This is a genomic window from Hafnia sp. HMSC23F03, from assembly GCF_001816025.1.
Classification (GTDB): domain Bacteria; phylum Pseudomonadota; class Gammaproteobacteria; order Enterobacterales; family Enterobacteriaceae; genus Hafnia; species Hafnia paralvei.
The window spans coordinates 106,901-120,993 of the sequence record NZ_KV824222.1; the positions used below are offsets into that span (position 1 = coordinate 106,901).

The 14,093-nt window shown below is 49.6% G+C and carries 13 protein-coding genes; 10 read left to right on the forward strand and 3 right to left on the reverse strand.

What is annotated here, in order from left to right:
• From HMPREF3091_RS22880 to hemB, 3 genes are all read left to right on the forward strand, one after another.
• On the forward strand, window positions 1–396 hold a 396-nt coding region (locus tag HMPREF3091_RS22880; RefSeq protein ID WP_246839979.1), incomplete at its 5' end, for a twin-arginine translocase subunit TatC.
• Window positions 397–458: 62 nt separating this feature from the next.
• A complete protein-coding gene (gene tatD / locus HMPREF3091_RS10500; protein WP_070715711.1) occupies window positions 459–1,241 on the forward strand; it encodes a 3'-5' ssDNA/RNA exonuclease TatD in 783 nt (260 codons plus the stop codon).
• A gap of 14 nt (window positions 1,242–1,255) precedes the next feature.
• The gene (hemB, locus tag HMPREF3091_RS10505; protein WP_008815895.1) at window positions 1,256–2,278 is read left to right on the forward strand and encodes a porphobilinogen synthase; all 1,023 of its coding nucleotides are present in this window, start codon (window positions 1,256–1,258) and stop codon (window positions 2,276–2,278) included.
• Window positions 2,279–2,357: 79 nt separating this feature from the next.
• Here hemB and rfaH read toward each other — a convergent pair whose 3' ends face one another.
• Entirely contained in the window at window positions 2,358–2,846 is a 489-nt protein-coding gene (gene rfaH, locus HMPREF3091_RS10510; RefSeq protein ID WP_070715712.1) for a transcription/translation regulatory transformer protein RfaH, read from the reverse strand.
• Between the two features lie 253 nt (window positions 2,847–3,099).
• Between rfaH and pepE the strand changes: the two genes are divergently transcribed.
• From pepE to fre, 3 genes are all read left to right on the forward strand, one after another.
• The gene (gene pepE, locus HMPREF3091_RS10515) at window positions 3,100–3,825 is read left to right on the forward strand and encodes a dipeptidase PepE (RefSeq protein ID WP_008815897.1); all 726 of its coding nucleotides are present in this window, start codon (window positions 3,100–3,102) and stop codon (window positions 3,823–3,825) included.
• 152 nt (window positions 3,826–3,977) lie between these two features.
• Window positions 3,978–5,486, forward strand: a complete 1,509-nt coding sequence (gene ubiD, locus HMPREF3091_RS10520) for a 4-hydroxy-3-polyprenylbenzoate decarboxylase (RefSeq protein WP_070715714.1) — start codon at window positions 3,978–3,980, stop codon at window positions 5,484–5,486.
• A gap of 48 nt (window positions 5,487–5,534) precedes the next feature.
• A complete protein-coding gene (fre, locus tag HMPREF3091_RS10525) occupies window positions 5,535–6,236 on the forward strand; it encodes an NAD(P)H-flavin reductase (RefSeq protein ID WP_004089391.1) in 702 nt (233 codons plus the stop codon).
• 122 nt (window positions 6,237–6,358) lie between these two features.
• Here the strand turns inward: fre and fadA are convergent, their stop codons facing one another.
• Both fadA and fadB read right to left on the reverse strand, forming a co-directional pair.
• Window positions 6,359–7,522 (reverse strand): acetyl-CoA C-acyltransferase FadA, encoded by a 1,164-nt coding sequence (gene fadA, locus HMPREF3091_RS10530; RefSeq protein ID WP_070715732.1) that lies wholly within the window; start codon window positions 7,520–7,522, stop codon window positions 6,359–6,361.
• Between the two features lie 25 nt (window positions 7,523–7,547).
• Window positions 7,548–9,752, reverse strand: coding sequence for a fatty acid oxidation complex subunit alpha FadB (fadB, locus tag HMPREF3091_RS10535; RefSeq protein WP_070715716.1), 2,205 nt, complete (start codon window positions 9,750–9,752; stop codon window positions 7,548–7,550).
• 202 nt (window positions 9,753–9,954) lie between these two features.
• Here fadB and pepQ point away from each other — a divergent pair, with 202 nt between their 5' ends.
• From pepQ to hemG, 4 genes are all read left to right on the forward strand, one after another.
• On the forward strand, window positions 9,955–11,286 hold the full coding sequence (gene pepQ, locus HMPREF3091_RS10540; RefSeq protein WP_004089399.1) for a Xaa-Pro dipeptidase: 1,332 nt from the start codon (window positions 9,955–9,957) through the stop codon (window positions 11,284–11,286).
• Window positions 11,286–11,900, forward strand: a complete 615-nt coding sequence (locus HMPREF3091_RS10545) for an IMPACT family protein (RefSeq protein WP_070715718.1) — start codon at window positions 11,286–11,288, stop codon at window positions 11,898–11,900. Before pepQ ends, HMPREF3091_RS10545 begins: the two co-directional genes overlap by 1 nt.
• Window positions 11,901–11,961: 61 nt before the next feature.
• On the forward strand, window positions 11,962–13,413 hold the full coding sequence (gene trkH / locus HMPREF3091_RS10550; RefSeq protein ID WP_004089405.1) for a Trk system potassium transporter TrkH: 1,452 nt from the start codon (window positions 11,962–11,964) through the stop codon (window positions 13,411–13,413).
• A gap of 43 nt (window positions 13,414–13,456) precedes the next feature.
• A complete protein-coding gene (gene hemG / locus HMPREF3091_RS10555) occupies window positions 13,457–13,996 on the forward strand; it encodes a menaquinone-dependent protoporphyrinogen IX dehydrogenase (protein ID WP_070715720.1) in 540 nt (179 codons plus the stop codon).
• Window positions 13,997–14,093: the final 97 nt, after the last annotated feature.

The window sequence follows — 14,093 nt, forward strand, 5'->3', positions numbered from 1 at the left end:
TTGGCGTTTGGCTTTTTTGCCAAGACGGCGCCAGCAGGCGTTACCATTGCGACGGATATTAACAACTACCTCGACTTTGTCATGGCGCTGTTTATGGCGTTTGGCGTGTCGTTTGAAGTTCCGGTTGCGATTATTCTGCTGTGCTGGAGTGGTGTCACTACCCCAGAAGAGTTGAAAAAGAAACGTCCGTACGTCATCGTCGGAGCCTTTGTTGTGGGCATGCTGCTCACACCGCCAGACGTGTTTTCACAAACGTTGTTGGCAATTCCAATGTGTATCCTGTTTGAAATTGGCGTGTTCTTTGCTCGTTTCTATGTGGGAAAACGCCGTCCTCGTGATGACGATGAGGATGAAGGAAGCGAAGAAGATACTGACGAACAGCCAAAACAAGGCTGACACACTGAGTGCCAGAGGCCGCCGAAAGGGCGGCCTCTTTACTTTGATTTTGGAGTTATTCCATGCTGGATATTGGCGTTAATCTAACAAGTGGTCAGTTTGCCAAAGATGTCGACCAAGTGATTGAACGCGCGTGTAAAGCTGGCGTGAATGCTTTGATGGTCACGGGTACTGACGTGCAAGAGAGCCAACGGTCTATAGCGTTTGCGCGGGAATACCCGGGCTATTGCTGGGCGACAGCTGGCGTGCATCCACATAATGCCAGTTCATGGAATAGTCAGACGGCGGCACAGATATCGGCCTTGGCATCTATGCCAGAAGTGGTTGCTATGGGGGAGTGTGGGCTTGATTTTGACCGCAATTTTTCTACCCCAGCGGAGCAGGAGCGAGCTTTTAGCGCGCAGCTAGCATTAGCTGCAGATTTGAATAAACCGCTGTTTTTGCATTGCCGTTCTGCGCATGACCGATTTATCGCGCTTTTGCGTCCGTGGCTCGCAAAAGTGCCGGGTGCCGTTGTACATTGCTTTACGGGCAGCCGTGAAGAGCTACATGAATGTTTAGATCTCGGACTTTACATTGGCATTACCGGATGGGTTTGCGATGAGCGACGCGGCCTTGAGCTGCGCGCAATGCTTCCAGAGATCCCAACTGAGCGTCTGTTGCTAGAAACTGACGCCCCTTATTTACTGCCGCGTGATTTAGAAACCAAACCTAAATCGCGACGTAATGAACCCTGTTACTTACCACACATCGTTTCACAAGTGGCTGGCTGGCGTCAGCAGGATGTGGAGTGGTTGAAGCAGGTTACTGAAAATAATGCCCGCCAACTTTTCCGGCTGGCATAAGTAAGGAGAATAACGTGAGCTATGCATTTCCAGGTGCCTTCCCAGGCCGTCGTCTACGCCGTGTTCGTCGCCATGATTTCAGCCGTCGTTTAGTTGCTGAAAACGTCCTGACAGTAGACGATCTGATTTACCCCGTGTTTGTTATGGAAGGCAAAAATCATCAGGAAGAAGTTTCCTCAATGCCAGGCGTGCATCGTATGACCATCGATTTGCTGGTCAAAGAAGCTGAAGCCATCGCTAAATTGGGCGTGCCGGTATTGTCGTTGTTCCCCGTCATTGGCGCGGATAAAAAATCTCTGCATGCAGAAGAGGCATACAATCCAGATGGTTTGGTACAGCGGGCTGTTCGTGCGTTGAAAGATGCCGTGCCAGAGTTAGGTTTGCTGACTGACGTGGCGTTGGATCCCTACACCACCCATGGTCAGGACGGTATTATTGACGCTGATGGCTATGTGATTAACGACATCACCAAAGAAATTCTGGTTCGTCAGGCGTTGTCACATGCAGAAGCCGGTGCTGAAATTGTTGCGCCAAGCGATATGATGGATGGCCGTATCGGTGCGATTCGCGATCAGCTTGAAGCACAGCAGATGGTAAATACTCAAATCATGGCGTACTCAGCCAAGTATGCGTCCTGCTACTACGGTCCATTCCGTGACGCGTTGGGCTCTTCTGGTAACCTGAAAGGCGGCAATAAGAAAACCTATCAGATGGATCCCGCAAACAGCGATGAAGCTTTGCAAGAAGTCGCTCAGGATCTCCAGGAAGGCGCTGATATGGTGATGGTGAAGCCTGGTATGCCATATCTGGATATGGTGCGCCGTGTGAAAGATACCTTTGGCGTGCCGACCTTCGCCTATCAGGTTTCTGGTGAATACGCGATGCATATGGCTGCGATTCAGAACGGCTGGTTGCAAGAAAAACCTGCGATTATGGAGTCACTGATTTGCTTCAAACGCGCAGGTGCAGATGGAGTACTGACCTATTTCGCTAAGCGCGTAGCTCAGTGGCTGCATGATGCTGAAATGAATCGTTAATTTTACGCAGTAGAAGCATTGAGATAGATAAAACCGCCATGGGGCTCCATCGGCGGTTTTTTATTTATAGCTTCAAGCTCTATAGCTTTTCAAAATCGGTGTTTTCTACACTTTGCTGTACGGGTTTATTCAGTAAGTTCAGTAGAAGAATGGCGCGTTTTTCTCCGTCTGCTTCGGTATAGATAGCTTCGAATCCCTCAAAGGCACCGCTGGTAATCACGACGGTATCACCTGGGACCGGTGTATCAGGATCGACACATTCCGTTGGGGGCGCCATCATCAATTGCTTGATAACCTTAAACGGTATAGTGACTGGAAGTGCGCCAAATCGTACAAAGTGGCTCACTCCGCGTGTTGATTGCACGGTAGTGGTATGGACTCTTTCAGGATCAAGCTCGATAAACATATAGTTAGGGAACATCGGTTCCTTAACCTGCGTGCGTTTACCGCGGACGATTTTCTCCAACGTAATCATTGGGGTGAAGCAAGGGATCTCTTGGCGTGATAAATGTTCTTTCGCACGCTCCAGTTGACCTCTTTTGCAATACAGCAGATACCACGATTCCATAACAACCCACGATTAAATGACTTACTCAAAGCATAACAAAAGGTCGATTCGATAGACAGTTTCGAGGGGGGAGCGTGCGTTTTTCCCGTTGGGTGCGCGATGATTTAACATTTTTTGCCACTTCAGGCAGAAGATCACAGCTAGACCCATAATTATTAGTTATAAATGTCGCCCCATAGACTAGCTGTAATAGAGTTGGTTTTCGGCGCGGCAAAGCGCAATAAGATCGTCCTCAATGTCAGGAGATATTTTCATGGAGTTGTTTTTACTGAGTAACGGCAAGGTTTCTGGTGAGTCTGAGTTGCTGGGCTACGCTAAGGGACCAATTCAGTCCATGCTGCTAAGCAAGAAGATTCGTTCGGCTGTGCTGGTGCCTTATGCGGTGATCCGTGGTGACTACGATGCGCGTGCCGCGGAGCTAGAGAATTCGTTAGGCATTAAAGTAACGAGCCTGCACCATTCAAGCGATCCGGTTAAAACGATTGAAGAAGCTGAGTGTATTCTGGTTAGCGGTGGCAATACTTGGCTGTTAAACCAAATGCTGCACGAAAAAGGGCTGGTTGTGCCAATCCAACGGGCTGTTCGTGAGCGCGAGATCCCGTATATCGGTTGGAGTGCGGGTTGTAATGTGGCTACGCCAAGCATCCGCACCACAAATGATATGCCGGTACGCAACAGCGTTGTGCTTCCGGCTCTGGGGCTGTTCCCTGTGCAAATTAATCCCCATTACATCGATGCACACCTGAGTGGGCATATGGGAGAAACTCGTGATGAGCGCATCGCTGAATTCTGTGCGATAAATCCAAGCGAATATGTGATTGCGCTGCGTGAAGGTAGCTTGCTGCATGTGGCTGGGGATGAATTGGAATACTACAGCGTGAAAGCACAGGGGTTTAAAGTGTTCCGCCACAATCAGGAAACTCAGGAGTATTTCGATACTCAGGCTTTAGCCGAGATGGTGCCTTTCCGCTGTCGTTAACTGACCCTGACGCGTATGAGTAAGCTTTGTTGCCGACCTCGGGTTAACGATAATGCTTACTAAAGCAATTAGTTATCTGTTTGTAACAAAAGTGCAGCAACCAGAGTGAAGAACGCTTATAATGGGTTCTTCACCAGCCCAATAAGAAAGCTATGAAATACCGTGACTTGCGCGAATTCCTCTCTTTGCTGGAACAGAGAGGTGAGCTAAAACGCATCAGCCAGCCAATCGATCCTTATCTGGAAATGACAGAAATTGCGGACCGCACCCTGCGTGCCGGTGGACCCGCTTTGCTGTTCGAAAACCCGAAAGGTTATGACATCCCCGTCTTATGTAACCTGTTTGGTACGGCAAAACGCGTTGCCTTGGGTATGGGGCAGGAGGATGTGAGTGCGCTGCGTGAAGTCGGTAAGCTGCTGGCGTTTTTGAAAGAGCCGGAGCCACCAAAAGGCTTCCGCGATCTGTTCGATAAGCTACCGCAGTTTAAGCAGGTGTTGAATATGCCGACTAAGCGGCTGAACTCAGCGCCTTGCCAAGAGTTAGTGTGGCAGGGCGATGATGTCGACCTTGGGCGTATACCTGTGATGCACTGCTGGCCTGAAGATGCGGCTCCGCTGATATCTTGGGGGCTGACGATTACACGTGGCCCGCATAAAGAACGCCAAAACTTAGGTATCTATCGCCAACAGGTGTTAGGTAAGAATAAAGTGATCATGCGTTGGCTGTCGCATCGCGGCGGCGCGCTTGATTTTCAAGAGTGGTGCCAAGCACATTCTGGTGAGCGTTTCCCTGTTTCGGTAGCATTGGGTGCCGATCCCGCTACGATTTTAGGGGCCGTAACGCCCGTGCCAGATACTCTCTCAGAGTACGCGTTCGCCGGCTTGCTGCGCGGTAATAAAACGGAAGTAGTAAAGTGTATTTCTAATGATTTAGAAGTACCTGCCAGCGCAGAAATTGTGTTGGAAGGTTATATTGAACCGGGTGAAATGGCACCGGAAGGGCCGTATGGCGATCATACCGGCTACTATAATGAAATTGATAACTTCCCTGTTTTTACCGTCACCCATATCACGCAGCGCCGCAACCCGATTTACCATTCCACTTATACTGGGCGTCCACCGGATGAACCTGCGGTGATGGGATTGGCGTTGAATGAAGTGTTTGTGCCCATTCTACAAAAGCAATTTCCTGAGATTGTGGATTTCTATTTGCCGCCGGAAGGGTGCTCATACCGCATGGCGGTTGTGACCATGAAAAAACAATATCCAGGTCATGCGAAACGCGTGATGATGGGAGTGTGGTCATTCTTACGCCAGTTTATGTACACCAAATTTGTTATTGTTTGTGATGACGATATCAATGCGCGAGATTGGAACGATGTTATTTGGGCGATCACTACTCGAATGGATCCTGCTCGTGATACGGTAATGATTGAAAATACACCGATAGATTACCTTGATTTTGCTTCGCCAGTGTCTGGATTGGGTTCCAAAATGGGACTGGATGCTACGAACAAATGGCCGGGTGAAACACAACGCGAATGGGGACGCCCCATTGTTATGGATGAAAAAGTCCGCACGCGGATCGATGCCATCTGGGACGAGCTGGCAATTCTGGAAGATAACCACACTGACGCTATGAAAAGCCGTAAGCCTGATTAGAGGTGGCTGTCTGGTTATGCAAAACCCATTATCCGATAGAGTAACTACATGACAACGTTGAGCTGTAAAGTCACTTCCGTTGAGGCTATCACCGATACGGTATATCGCGTTCGGTTGGTGCCGGAAGCTCCGGTTTCGTTTCGCGCGGGCCAGTATTTGATGGTTGAAATGGATGAGCGCGATAAACGTCCTTTCTCTATGGCATCTACGCCATTGGAAAAAGACTTTATCGAACTGCATATCGGCGCTTCAGAAATCAATCTTTACGCAATGGCCGTGATGGATCGAATCCTGAAAGATCGTGTCGTTAACGTTGATATTCCACACGGCGAAGCGTGGCTACGTGAAGAGGGCGATCGTCCATTAGTGCTGATTGCTGGCGGTACTGGGTTCTCTTATACTCGCTCGATTCTGATGATGGCGCTGGCGCAGAAACCAGAGCGTGAAATTGCCATCTATTGGGGCGGGCGCGAATCAAAATACCTGTACGATTTAGCCGAGTTGGAGGCGCTCCAAGAGCAGCATCCACAGTTGAAAGTTATTCCTGTTGTAGAACAACCGGAAGAAGGCTGGAATGGTCGAACTGGAACCGTGTTGAGTGCGGTTTTACAAGATTATGGCTCCTTGGCGGATTACGACATTTACATCGCAGGTCGCTTTGAAATGGCCAAAATCGCGCGCGAGCGTTTTTGTGCTGAACGAGAAGCTAAAGCGGATCACATGTTTGGTGATGCCTTTGCGTTTATTTGATATTACGCGCCAGCTGGCGGGTTGAATGACCTGCCGGCAGAAGACCGCTGACAGAAAGAAAAAACCCGCCCCTGACAGGCGGGAAGAACGGCAACTAAACCTCTGACAACGTACTTACTGGCTTAAACTCGCTCGAATACGGTCGCAATTCCCTGACCTAAACCAATACACATGGTTGCCAGACCAAACTGGACGTCACGGCGTTCCATTAGATTCAGCAGAGTCGTTGAAATTCGCGAGCCAGAGCAACCCAGCGGATGGCCCAACGCAATAGCCCCGCCGTTGAGATTCACTTTCTCATCTAATACATCGAGCAACCCGAGATCTTTTAGGCAAGGTAAGGTCTGAGCTGCGAAGGCTTCGTTCAGTTCAAATTGCCCAATATCCGAAATGCTTAACCCCGCGCGCTTTAATGCCAGTTGCGTGGCAGGTACTGGCCCATATCCCATAATAGAGGGATCGCAGCCTACAACGGCCATTGAGCGAATACGTGCACGCGGCGTTAAACCGAGTGATTTAGCGCGTGACTCGCTCATCAACAGCATCGCTGAGGCACCGTCGGATAATGCCGAAGACGATCCTGCCGTGACGGTGCCATTGATTGGATCAAAGGCTGGTTTAAGTGCTGATAGGCTGGCGACGGTAGTTTCTGGACGAATCACTTCATCGTTAAACAGCATTTTCAGCACGCCGTCGGCATCATGACCCGCAGTCGGAACGATTTCGTTTTTAAATGCACCGGATGTGGTTGCTGCATAGGCTCGCTGGTGCGAACGAGCAGCAAATTCATCCTGCATTTCACGGCTGATTTTGTGCATTTTCGCCAGCATTTCGGCGGTCAGTCCCATCATACCTGCAGCTTTAGCAACGGTTCGGCTTAAGCCAGGATGGAAATCAACGCCGTGGCTCATAGGAACATGCCCCATGTGCTCCACGCCGCCAATCATACTTATTTGGGCATCACCGACCATAATTGCGCGAGCCGCATCATGGATCGCCTGCATGGACGATCCACAGAGACGGTTAACGGTGTTTGCGGGTACGGTGTGTGGCAGTTCAGCTAATAATGCGGCGTTACGCGCAATATTGAATCCTTGTTCCAACGTTTGCTGTACGCAGCCCCAGTAAATGTCATCGATCTCTTTTGCATCTACGTTAGGGTTACGGCTAAGCAGGGCTCGCATCAGATGAGCGGACAGATCTTCAGCTCTTACTTGACGGTAAGCGCCCCCTTTGGAGCGGCCCATCGGCGTACGGACGGCATCGATCACCACGACGTTTTCAATTGAACGGTTTTCCATGTTTCCTTCCTCAAGCCTGTTGAGCGGCGTTGGTGCCAATGGCGGCATCGGTCTCAATTGGAGCCGCGGCTGGATAATAGGTCGCGTTGGTTTCTGCTTTGGCTCGGAGACCGGCTGGCACCTGATATAGTTCGCCTAAATGCTGATAACGCTGTGCCATTTCGACATATTGCGTGGTTCCAATGGTATCCAAATAACGGAATGCGCCGCCGTGGAATGGAGGGAAGCCAATGCCATACACTAACGCCATATCGGCTTCGGCTGGGCTTGCCACGATTTTCTCTTCGAAGCAGCGCACCACTTCGTTGATCATTGGGAGCATCATGCGAGCGATAATCTCTTCATCGCTGAAGTTTTCGTTCGATGGGGCAACTTCGGCTAACAGCAAGGGAGTCTGCTCGTCCTGAACCTTACGTGGCTTGCCTTTACTGTCCTGATCGTAACGATAGAAACCAACACCATTTTTCTGACCAAAACGCTGCGCATCAAACATCACATCGACTGCGTCACGGTAGTTTTTACTCATTCGTTGCGGGAAACCTTGTGCCATTACTGCCTGAGCGTGATGTGCTGTATCGATACCTACGACGTCGAGCAGATAGGCAGGTCCCATCGGCCAGCCAAACTGCTTCTCCATCACTTTATCGACCTGACGGAAATCAGCCCCGTCGCGCAATAGCAGACTGAAACCTGCAAAGTAAGGGAACAGTACACGGTTAACAAAGAACCCAGGGCAGTCATTAACTACGATCGGTGTCTTGCCCATTTTTGTGGCATAGGCGACGACGGTTCCAATGGTTTGGTCAGACGTTTTTGCACCACGAATAATTTCGACTAATGGCATTCGGTGCACCGGATTAAAGAAGTGCATGCCGCAGAAATTTTCAGGGCGTTGTAACGATGCCGCTAGCTGATCGATTGGAATTGTTGAGGTATTTGAAGCCAACACCGCATCGGGTTTTATCAATGATTCGGCTTCGGCCAACACGGCTGCTTTGATCTTAGGATTTTCAACGACAGCTTCGACTACGATCTGCGCCTGCTCGATCCCTGCGTAGTTCAGGGTTGGCTGAATCGTAGAAATAATCTGTGCCATTTTCAGACCGTTGATTTTTCCTCGCTCTAGCTGTTTGTTCAGCAATTTTCCTGCTTCGTTCATACCAAGCTGTAGCGATTTTTCACTGATGTCTTTCATCAGTACAGGAACGCCTTTCAGCGCTGATTGGTAGGCAATGCCACCTCCCATAATACCGGCGCCAAGTACGACGGCATGTGTAGGTACTTGTCCTGACTGAGCGAGTTTTTTCGCCTTACCTTTCACGAACTGGTCGTTCAGGAAAATCCCGACTAAAGCGCGCGCTTGCGTTGTGCGAGTTAACGGTACAAAACTGGCTGTTTCAAGCTTGAGGGCTTCAGTACGTTTCAGACCCGCAGCGGCTTCGATGGTTTTCACCGCGGTAATGGGGGCGGGGTAATGTTTACCCGCGGTCTGCATGACCATGCCTTTGGCGGTGGTAAAGCTCATCAGTGACTCAATCGGGCTGAGCTTCAACGGTTCCAATTTCGGCTGGCGGTATGCTTGCCAATCAAGTTGGCCATCAATCGCCTGACGCAGCATATTGAGTGCGCTGCTAATCAGTTTATCCTGCGGAACAACCGCATCAACCAGACCGACTTTCAGCGCTTGTTCTGCTCCGATATCTTTGCCCGCAGCGATAATTTCCAACGCACTATCGGCACCGAGCAAACGAGGTAGGCGAACAGAACCGCCAAAGCCCGGCATAATGCCGAGTTTGGTTTCCGGTAAACCGATGCGGATATCCGGTGTGGCAATACGGAAATCAGTGGCTAGCACACATTCGCAGCCGCCGCCCAGTGCGTAGCCGTTAACGGCCGTAATCGTAGGCACGGGCAGATCTTCTAGGCGATTGAATACGCTGTTGGCAAAATTGAGCCACTCTGTCAGCTTTTCTGTTGGTGCAGCAAAGAGTGATAAGAATTCAGTAATATCTGCGCCTACGATAAAGGCGGCTTTGGTGGAGCGTACTAATAGGCCACGCAGCTGCGGCTGTTTTTCAAGCACGTCTAGCGCCGCACCCAAGCTGGCAACAGTTTTGGTATCCAGCTTGTTAATCGCGGCTGGGGCATCAAATACCAGCTCGGCAATGCCGTCTTCGAGCCAGTTTACATGTAGGTTTTCGCCTTGGTAGAGCATCGTGATCTCCTAAATCAGCGCAGTTGATCTGGTATGACCAGATGTGGTGAAGTGTGGTTTTAATGTTAAAAATTTGCAAACAAAACATTGAATATTTGCAAACACGATCACAGAGGGCTGAATGGGATTTTTGGCAACGTCCTGTTTTTATGGAGCGCTGTGATAAGATGAGGAAATTCGTTGTGGGCAAAGGGTCATATACATGGAAACATTAGCTTCGCTGTATTCTGAACACATGGAAACGCTGCAGCAGCGTACCCGTGAGGTTTTAGCTCGTCACCAGTTGGATGGACTGTTGATTCACTCTGGTGAGTTGCTGTCGCTGTTTTTAGACGATCGTGATTACCCGTTTAAAGTTAACCCTCAGTTTAAGGCGTGGATCCCTGTGACTCAGGTGCCTAACTGTTGGTTATGGGTTGATGGCGTAAATAAACCGAAACTGTGGTTCTATTCGCCTGTGGATTACTGGTACAGCGTAGAGCCCTTGCCTGAGGCCTTTTGGACTGCGCATGTTGAGATGACTGCGCTGCGCAAAGCCGATGATATTGCGAGCTTATTACCAACGGCACGCGATCGTGTTGCTTATATTGGGTATGTTCCGCAACGAGCACAGACTCTGGGTATCAAAGCTGAAAATATCAATCCGCAGCCAGTGCTGGATTACCTGCATTATCACCGTGCGTATAAAACTGGCTACGAGCAAGCCTGCATGCGTGAAGCGCAGAAAACTGCTGTGGTTGGGCATCAGGCTGCGTTGGAAGCATTTCAGTCAGGCATGAGTGAGTTTGATATTAATCAGGCTTATTTGACTGCCACCGGACACCGTGACACCGATGTGCCTTACGATAATATCGTGGCCTTGAATGAACATGCCGCTGTTCTACATTACACGACGTTGCAGCATAAGCTTCCTTCTGAAGTGCGTAGTTTCTTATTAGATGCGGGTGCTGAATATAATGGCTACGCAGCAGACCTGACGCGAACTTATGCCGCGAAAAGCGATAGCGATTTTGCCGCGTTAGTCAGTGATATGAACAAAGAGCAGCAGGCGCTCATTGCTACATTGAAATGCGGCGTGCGCTATACCGATTACCATGTGCAAATGCATCAGCGTTTGGCGAAGTTGCTGAAGAAACACCATATCCTGAAAGATATCAGCGAAGAAGCGGCTGTTGAACAGGGGCTGACTTGCCCATTCTTACCACACGGTTTGGGCCATCCGCTGGGGTTACAGGTACATGATGTGGCGGGTTTCATGCAGGATGAAAATGGTACCCATCTGGCTGCGCCAGAAATGTATCCTTTCCTACGCTGTACGCGCATTATGGAGCCTGGCATGGTGATGACCATTGAGCCTGGCTTGTATTTCATTGATTCGCTGTTGGCTCCGTGGAAAGAAGGGCAGTTCAGTAAACACTTTGATTGGGCTCGCATTGATTCTTTCCGTCCATATGGCGGGATCCGCATTGAGGATAACGTGATTTTCCACGAGAAATCGGTGGAGAATATGACGCGCGATCTGCATTTGGACTAATGAATCAGCCTTACCTCATTCCCGCTGAGGCGTTGAGCTTCAGCGAGGAAATCAAAAAAAGCCGCTTTATTACTCTGTTGGCACATACGCAGGGGAGTGAGGCGGCAAAAGCATTTATTGCGCAGGTAAAATCTGAACATCCAGATGCACGCCATCACTGTTGGGCATTTGTGGCTGGTGCGCCTGATGATTCACAGCAGTTAGGTTTTTCTGATGACGGCGAGCCGTCTGGCACTGCGGGTAAGCCAATGCTTGCCCAGTTGATGGGAAGCCATATTGGTGAAGTCACGGCAGTGGTTGTGCGCTATTACGGCGGTATTCGGCTGGGCACTGGCGGATTAGTTAAGGCATATGGCGGTGGCGTTCAGCAAGCATTAAAACTTTTGCCCGTCGAGCGTAAAGTGCCGCAGGCTGAGTATACTTTGCAGTGTGACTATGGATTACTGACCCAAGTCGAGACCGTTATTGCGCAGGCTGGGGGCGAGATATTGCAGAGTGACTATGCTGTTGATGTATCACTAACGGTGAGTTTGCCAGTGCTGGTTGTCGATGACGTCGCTGAAAAATTACGCAACATGAGCCGTGGTTCGTTGCAATTACATCAGACTTCGTAATAATCCCCCGCATTACTTTTTTGTTGTACTTATTACTCTATTGAGCAAGGAACGTGCCCGAATGCATTTTCGTGCCATTATCCGCATCGTCGGTTTACTCGTCATACTGTTCTCAGGAACTATGATCATCCCTGGGCTAGTTGCCTTGATTTATCGTGACGGTGCAGGCCGGGCGTTCACTCAGACTTTCTTCGTTGCGCTGACGATTGGCACTTTATTGTGGTGGCCACAGCGCAAACAAAAGCATGAACTAAAACCGCGTGAAGGTTTTCTCATCGTCGTTTTGTTTTGGACGGTGCTGGGCAGCGTGGGGGCATTGCCCTTCCTGTTCTCTGAGCGCCCAAATCTCAGCGTAACGGATGCGTTTTTTGAGTCGTTCTCGGGTTTAACTACCACGGGGGCAACCACGCTGGTGGGATTGGATAACTTACCGAAGGCAATTTTATTCTACCGTCAGATGCTGCAATGGCTTGGTGGTATGGGAATCATCGTGCTGGCCGTGGCTATTTTACCTATCTTAGGCGTTGGTGGGCTACAGCTCTATCGCGCTGAAATGCCGGGGCCCCTCAAAGATAATAAAATGCGGCCGAGAATTGCCGAAACAGCGAAAACGTTATGGTTCATCTATGTGCTGCTGACGGTTGCCTGCGCGGTAGCCCTATGGGGGGCGGGAATGGATGTATTCGACGCCATCTCGCATAGTTTTTCAACCATCGCCATTGGTGGTTTTTCAACCCATGATGCCAGTATCGGCTATTTCAATAGCCCCACCATCAACACTATTATTGCTGTGTTCCTGCTGATCTCTGGTTGTAATTTTAGTTTGCACTTTGCACTCCTTAGCGGACGTAGTTTGAAAGTCTATTGGCGTGACCCCGAATTTCGCATGTTCATTTTTGTCCAGCTCACGTTAGTAGCCGTGTGTACCTTAGTGCTGTGGTGGCACAACGTATATCAAACCGGATTACAAACGGTGAATCAGGCATTTTTCCAAGTTGTTTCCATGGCAACGACAGCGGGATTCACCACGGATAGCATCGCCCATTGGCCGCTGTTCCTACCTGTGCTTCTACTGTGTTCTGCATTTATCGGTGGCTGTGCGGGGTCAACCGGTGGTGGATTGAAGGTTATTCGTATTCTGCTTCTTTTCTTACAAGGCTCCCGCGAGCTAAAACGTCTAGTGCACCCTAATGCGGTCTATACCATTAAGTTGGGCAACCGTGCTCTGCCCGAGCGTATTCTTGAAGCGGTGTGGGGATTCTTTTCTGCCTACGCATTGGTGTTCATTATCAGCATGCTGGCGATTATCGCGACTGGGGTAGATGATTTCTCTGCGTTTGCTGCGGTAGTCGCCACATTGAATAACCTTGGACCGGGTCTGGGTGTCGTTGCTGATAATTTCACTTCGATGAATGATGCGGCCAAATGGGTGCTAGTCGTGACTATGTTGTTTGGCCGACTGGAAGTCTTTACTTTGTTAGTACTGTTTACGCCAACCTTTTGGCGTAACTAAGGCATTCACAATTAATTATGGAAAAGTGTAGAGGCCGTAAGTCATGAAAACTTTAGTGCTTTACTCCAGCCATGATGGACAGACCAAGGCTATCGCCTCTTCTATAGCATCGACGCTGTCTGAGACGCTTGAGTGTGATGTGCTGGATCTGGCCATATCAATGGATATCAATCTGGTAAACTATCAGTCAGTCGTGATCGGCGCTTCTGTTCGCTATGGGCATTTCCAGCGTTCTCTCTATAAATTCACCAAGCAGAATGTGGCGCAGTTAAATACTATGCCGAGTGCATTCTTCGCCGTTAACCTTACGGCGCGTAAGCCTGAAAAGAGAACGCCGCAAACAAATGCCTATACCCGCAAATTCTTGCTTGCTACGCCGTGGCAGCCAAAGCAGTGTGCTGTTTTTGCCGGAGCGCTCCGTTATCCACGCTATGGCTGGTTAGACAAGGCAATGATCAAATTAATTATGAAAATGACCGGCGGTGAAACGGATACCAGCAAAGAAGTGGAATATACCGATTGGCAGGATGTAACGCGTTTTGCGAAAGACTTTGTGCGTTTAACCAGCAGCGTGGTGCGATAATCATCACAAAACTCAACTTTTGTTGATAATTTACGCAGTTGGTAATTTATTTCAAATAAACACTTGTCAGCCGTTCAGAAGTCCCTATAATGCGCCA

Excerpts from the sequence above, each read along its gene's own strand:
- trkH (WP_004089405.1), top strand. The coding sequence starts at position 11,962 with ATGCATTTTCGTGCCATTATCCGCATCGTCGGTTTACTCGTCATACTG.
- HMPREF3091_RS10545 (WP_070715718.1), top strand. The coding sequence starts at position 11,286 with ATGAATCAGCCTTACCTCATTCCCGCTGAGGCGTTGAGCTTCAGCGAG.
- pepQ (WP_004089399.1), top strand. The coding sequence starts at position 9,955 with ATGGAAACATTAGCTTCGCTGTATTCTGAACACATGGAAACGCTGCAG.
- tatD (WP_070715711.1), top strand. The coding sequence starts at position 459 with ATGCTGGATATTGGCGTTAATCTAACAAGTGGTCAGTTTGCCAAAGAT.
- rfaH (WP_070715712.1), bottom strand. The coding sequence starts at position 2,846 with ATGGAATCGTGGTATCTGCTGTATTGCAAAAGAGGTCAACTGGAGCGT.
- hemG (WP_070715720.1), top strand. The coding sequence starts at position 13,457 with ATGAAAACTTTAGTGCTTTACTCCAGCCATGATGGACAGACCAAGGCT.
- fre (WP_004089391.1), top strand. The coding sequence starts at position 5,535 with ATGACAACGTTGAGCTGTAAAGTCACTTCCGTTGAGGCTATCACCGAT.
- pepE (WP_008815897.1), top strand. The coding sequence starts at position 3,100 with ATGGAGTTGTTTTTACTGAGTAACGGCAAGGTTTCTGGTGAGTCTGAG.
- fadB (WP_070715716.1), bottom strand. The coding sequence starts at position 9,752 with ATGCTCTACCAAGGCGAAAACCTACATGTAAACTGGCTCGAAGACGGC.
- ubiD (WP_070715714.1), top strand. The coding sequence starts at position 3,978 with ATGAAATACCGTGACTTGCGCGAATTCCTCTCTTTGCTGGAACAGAGA.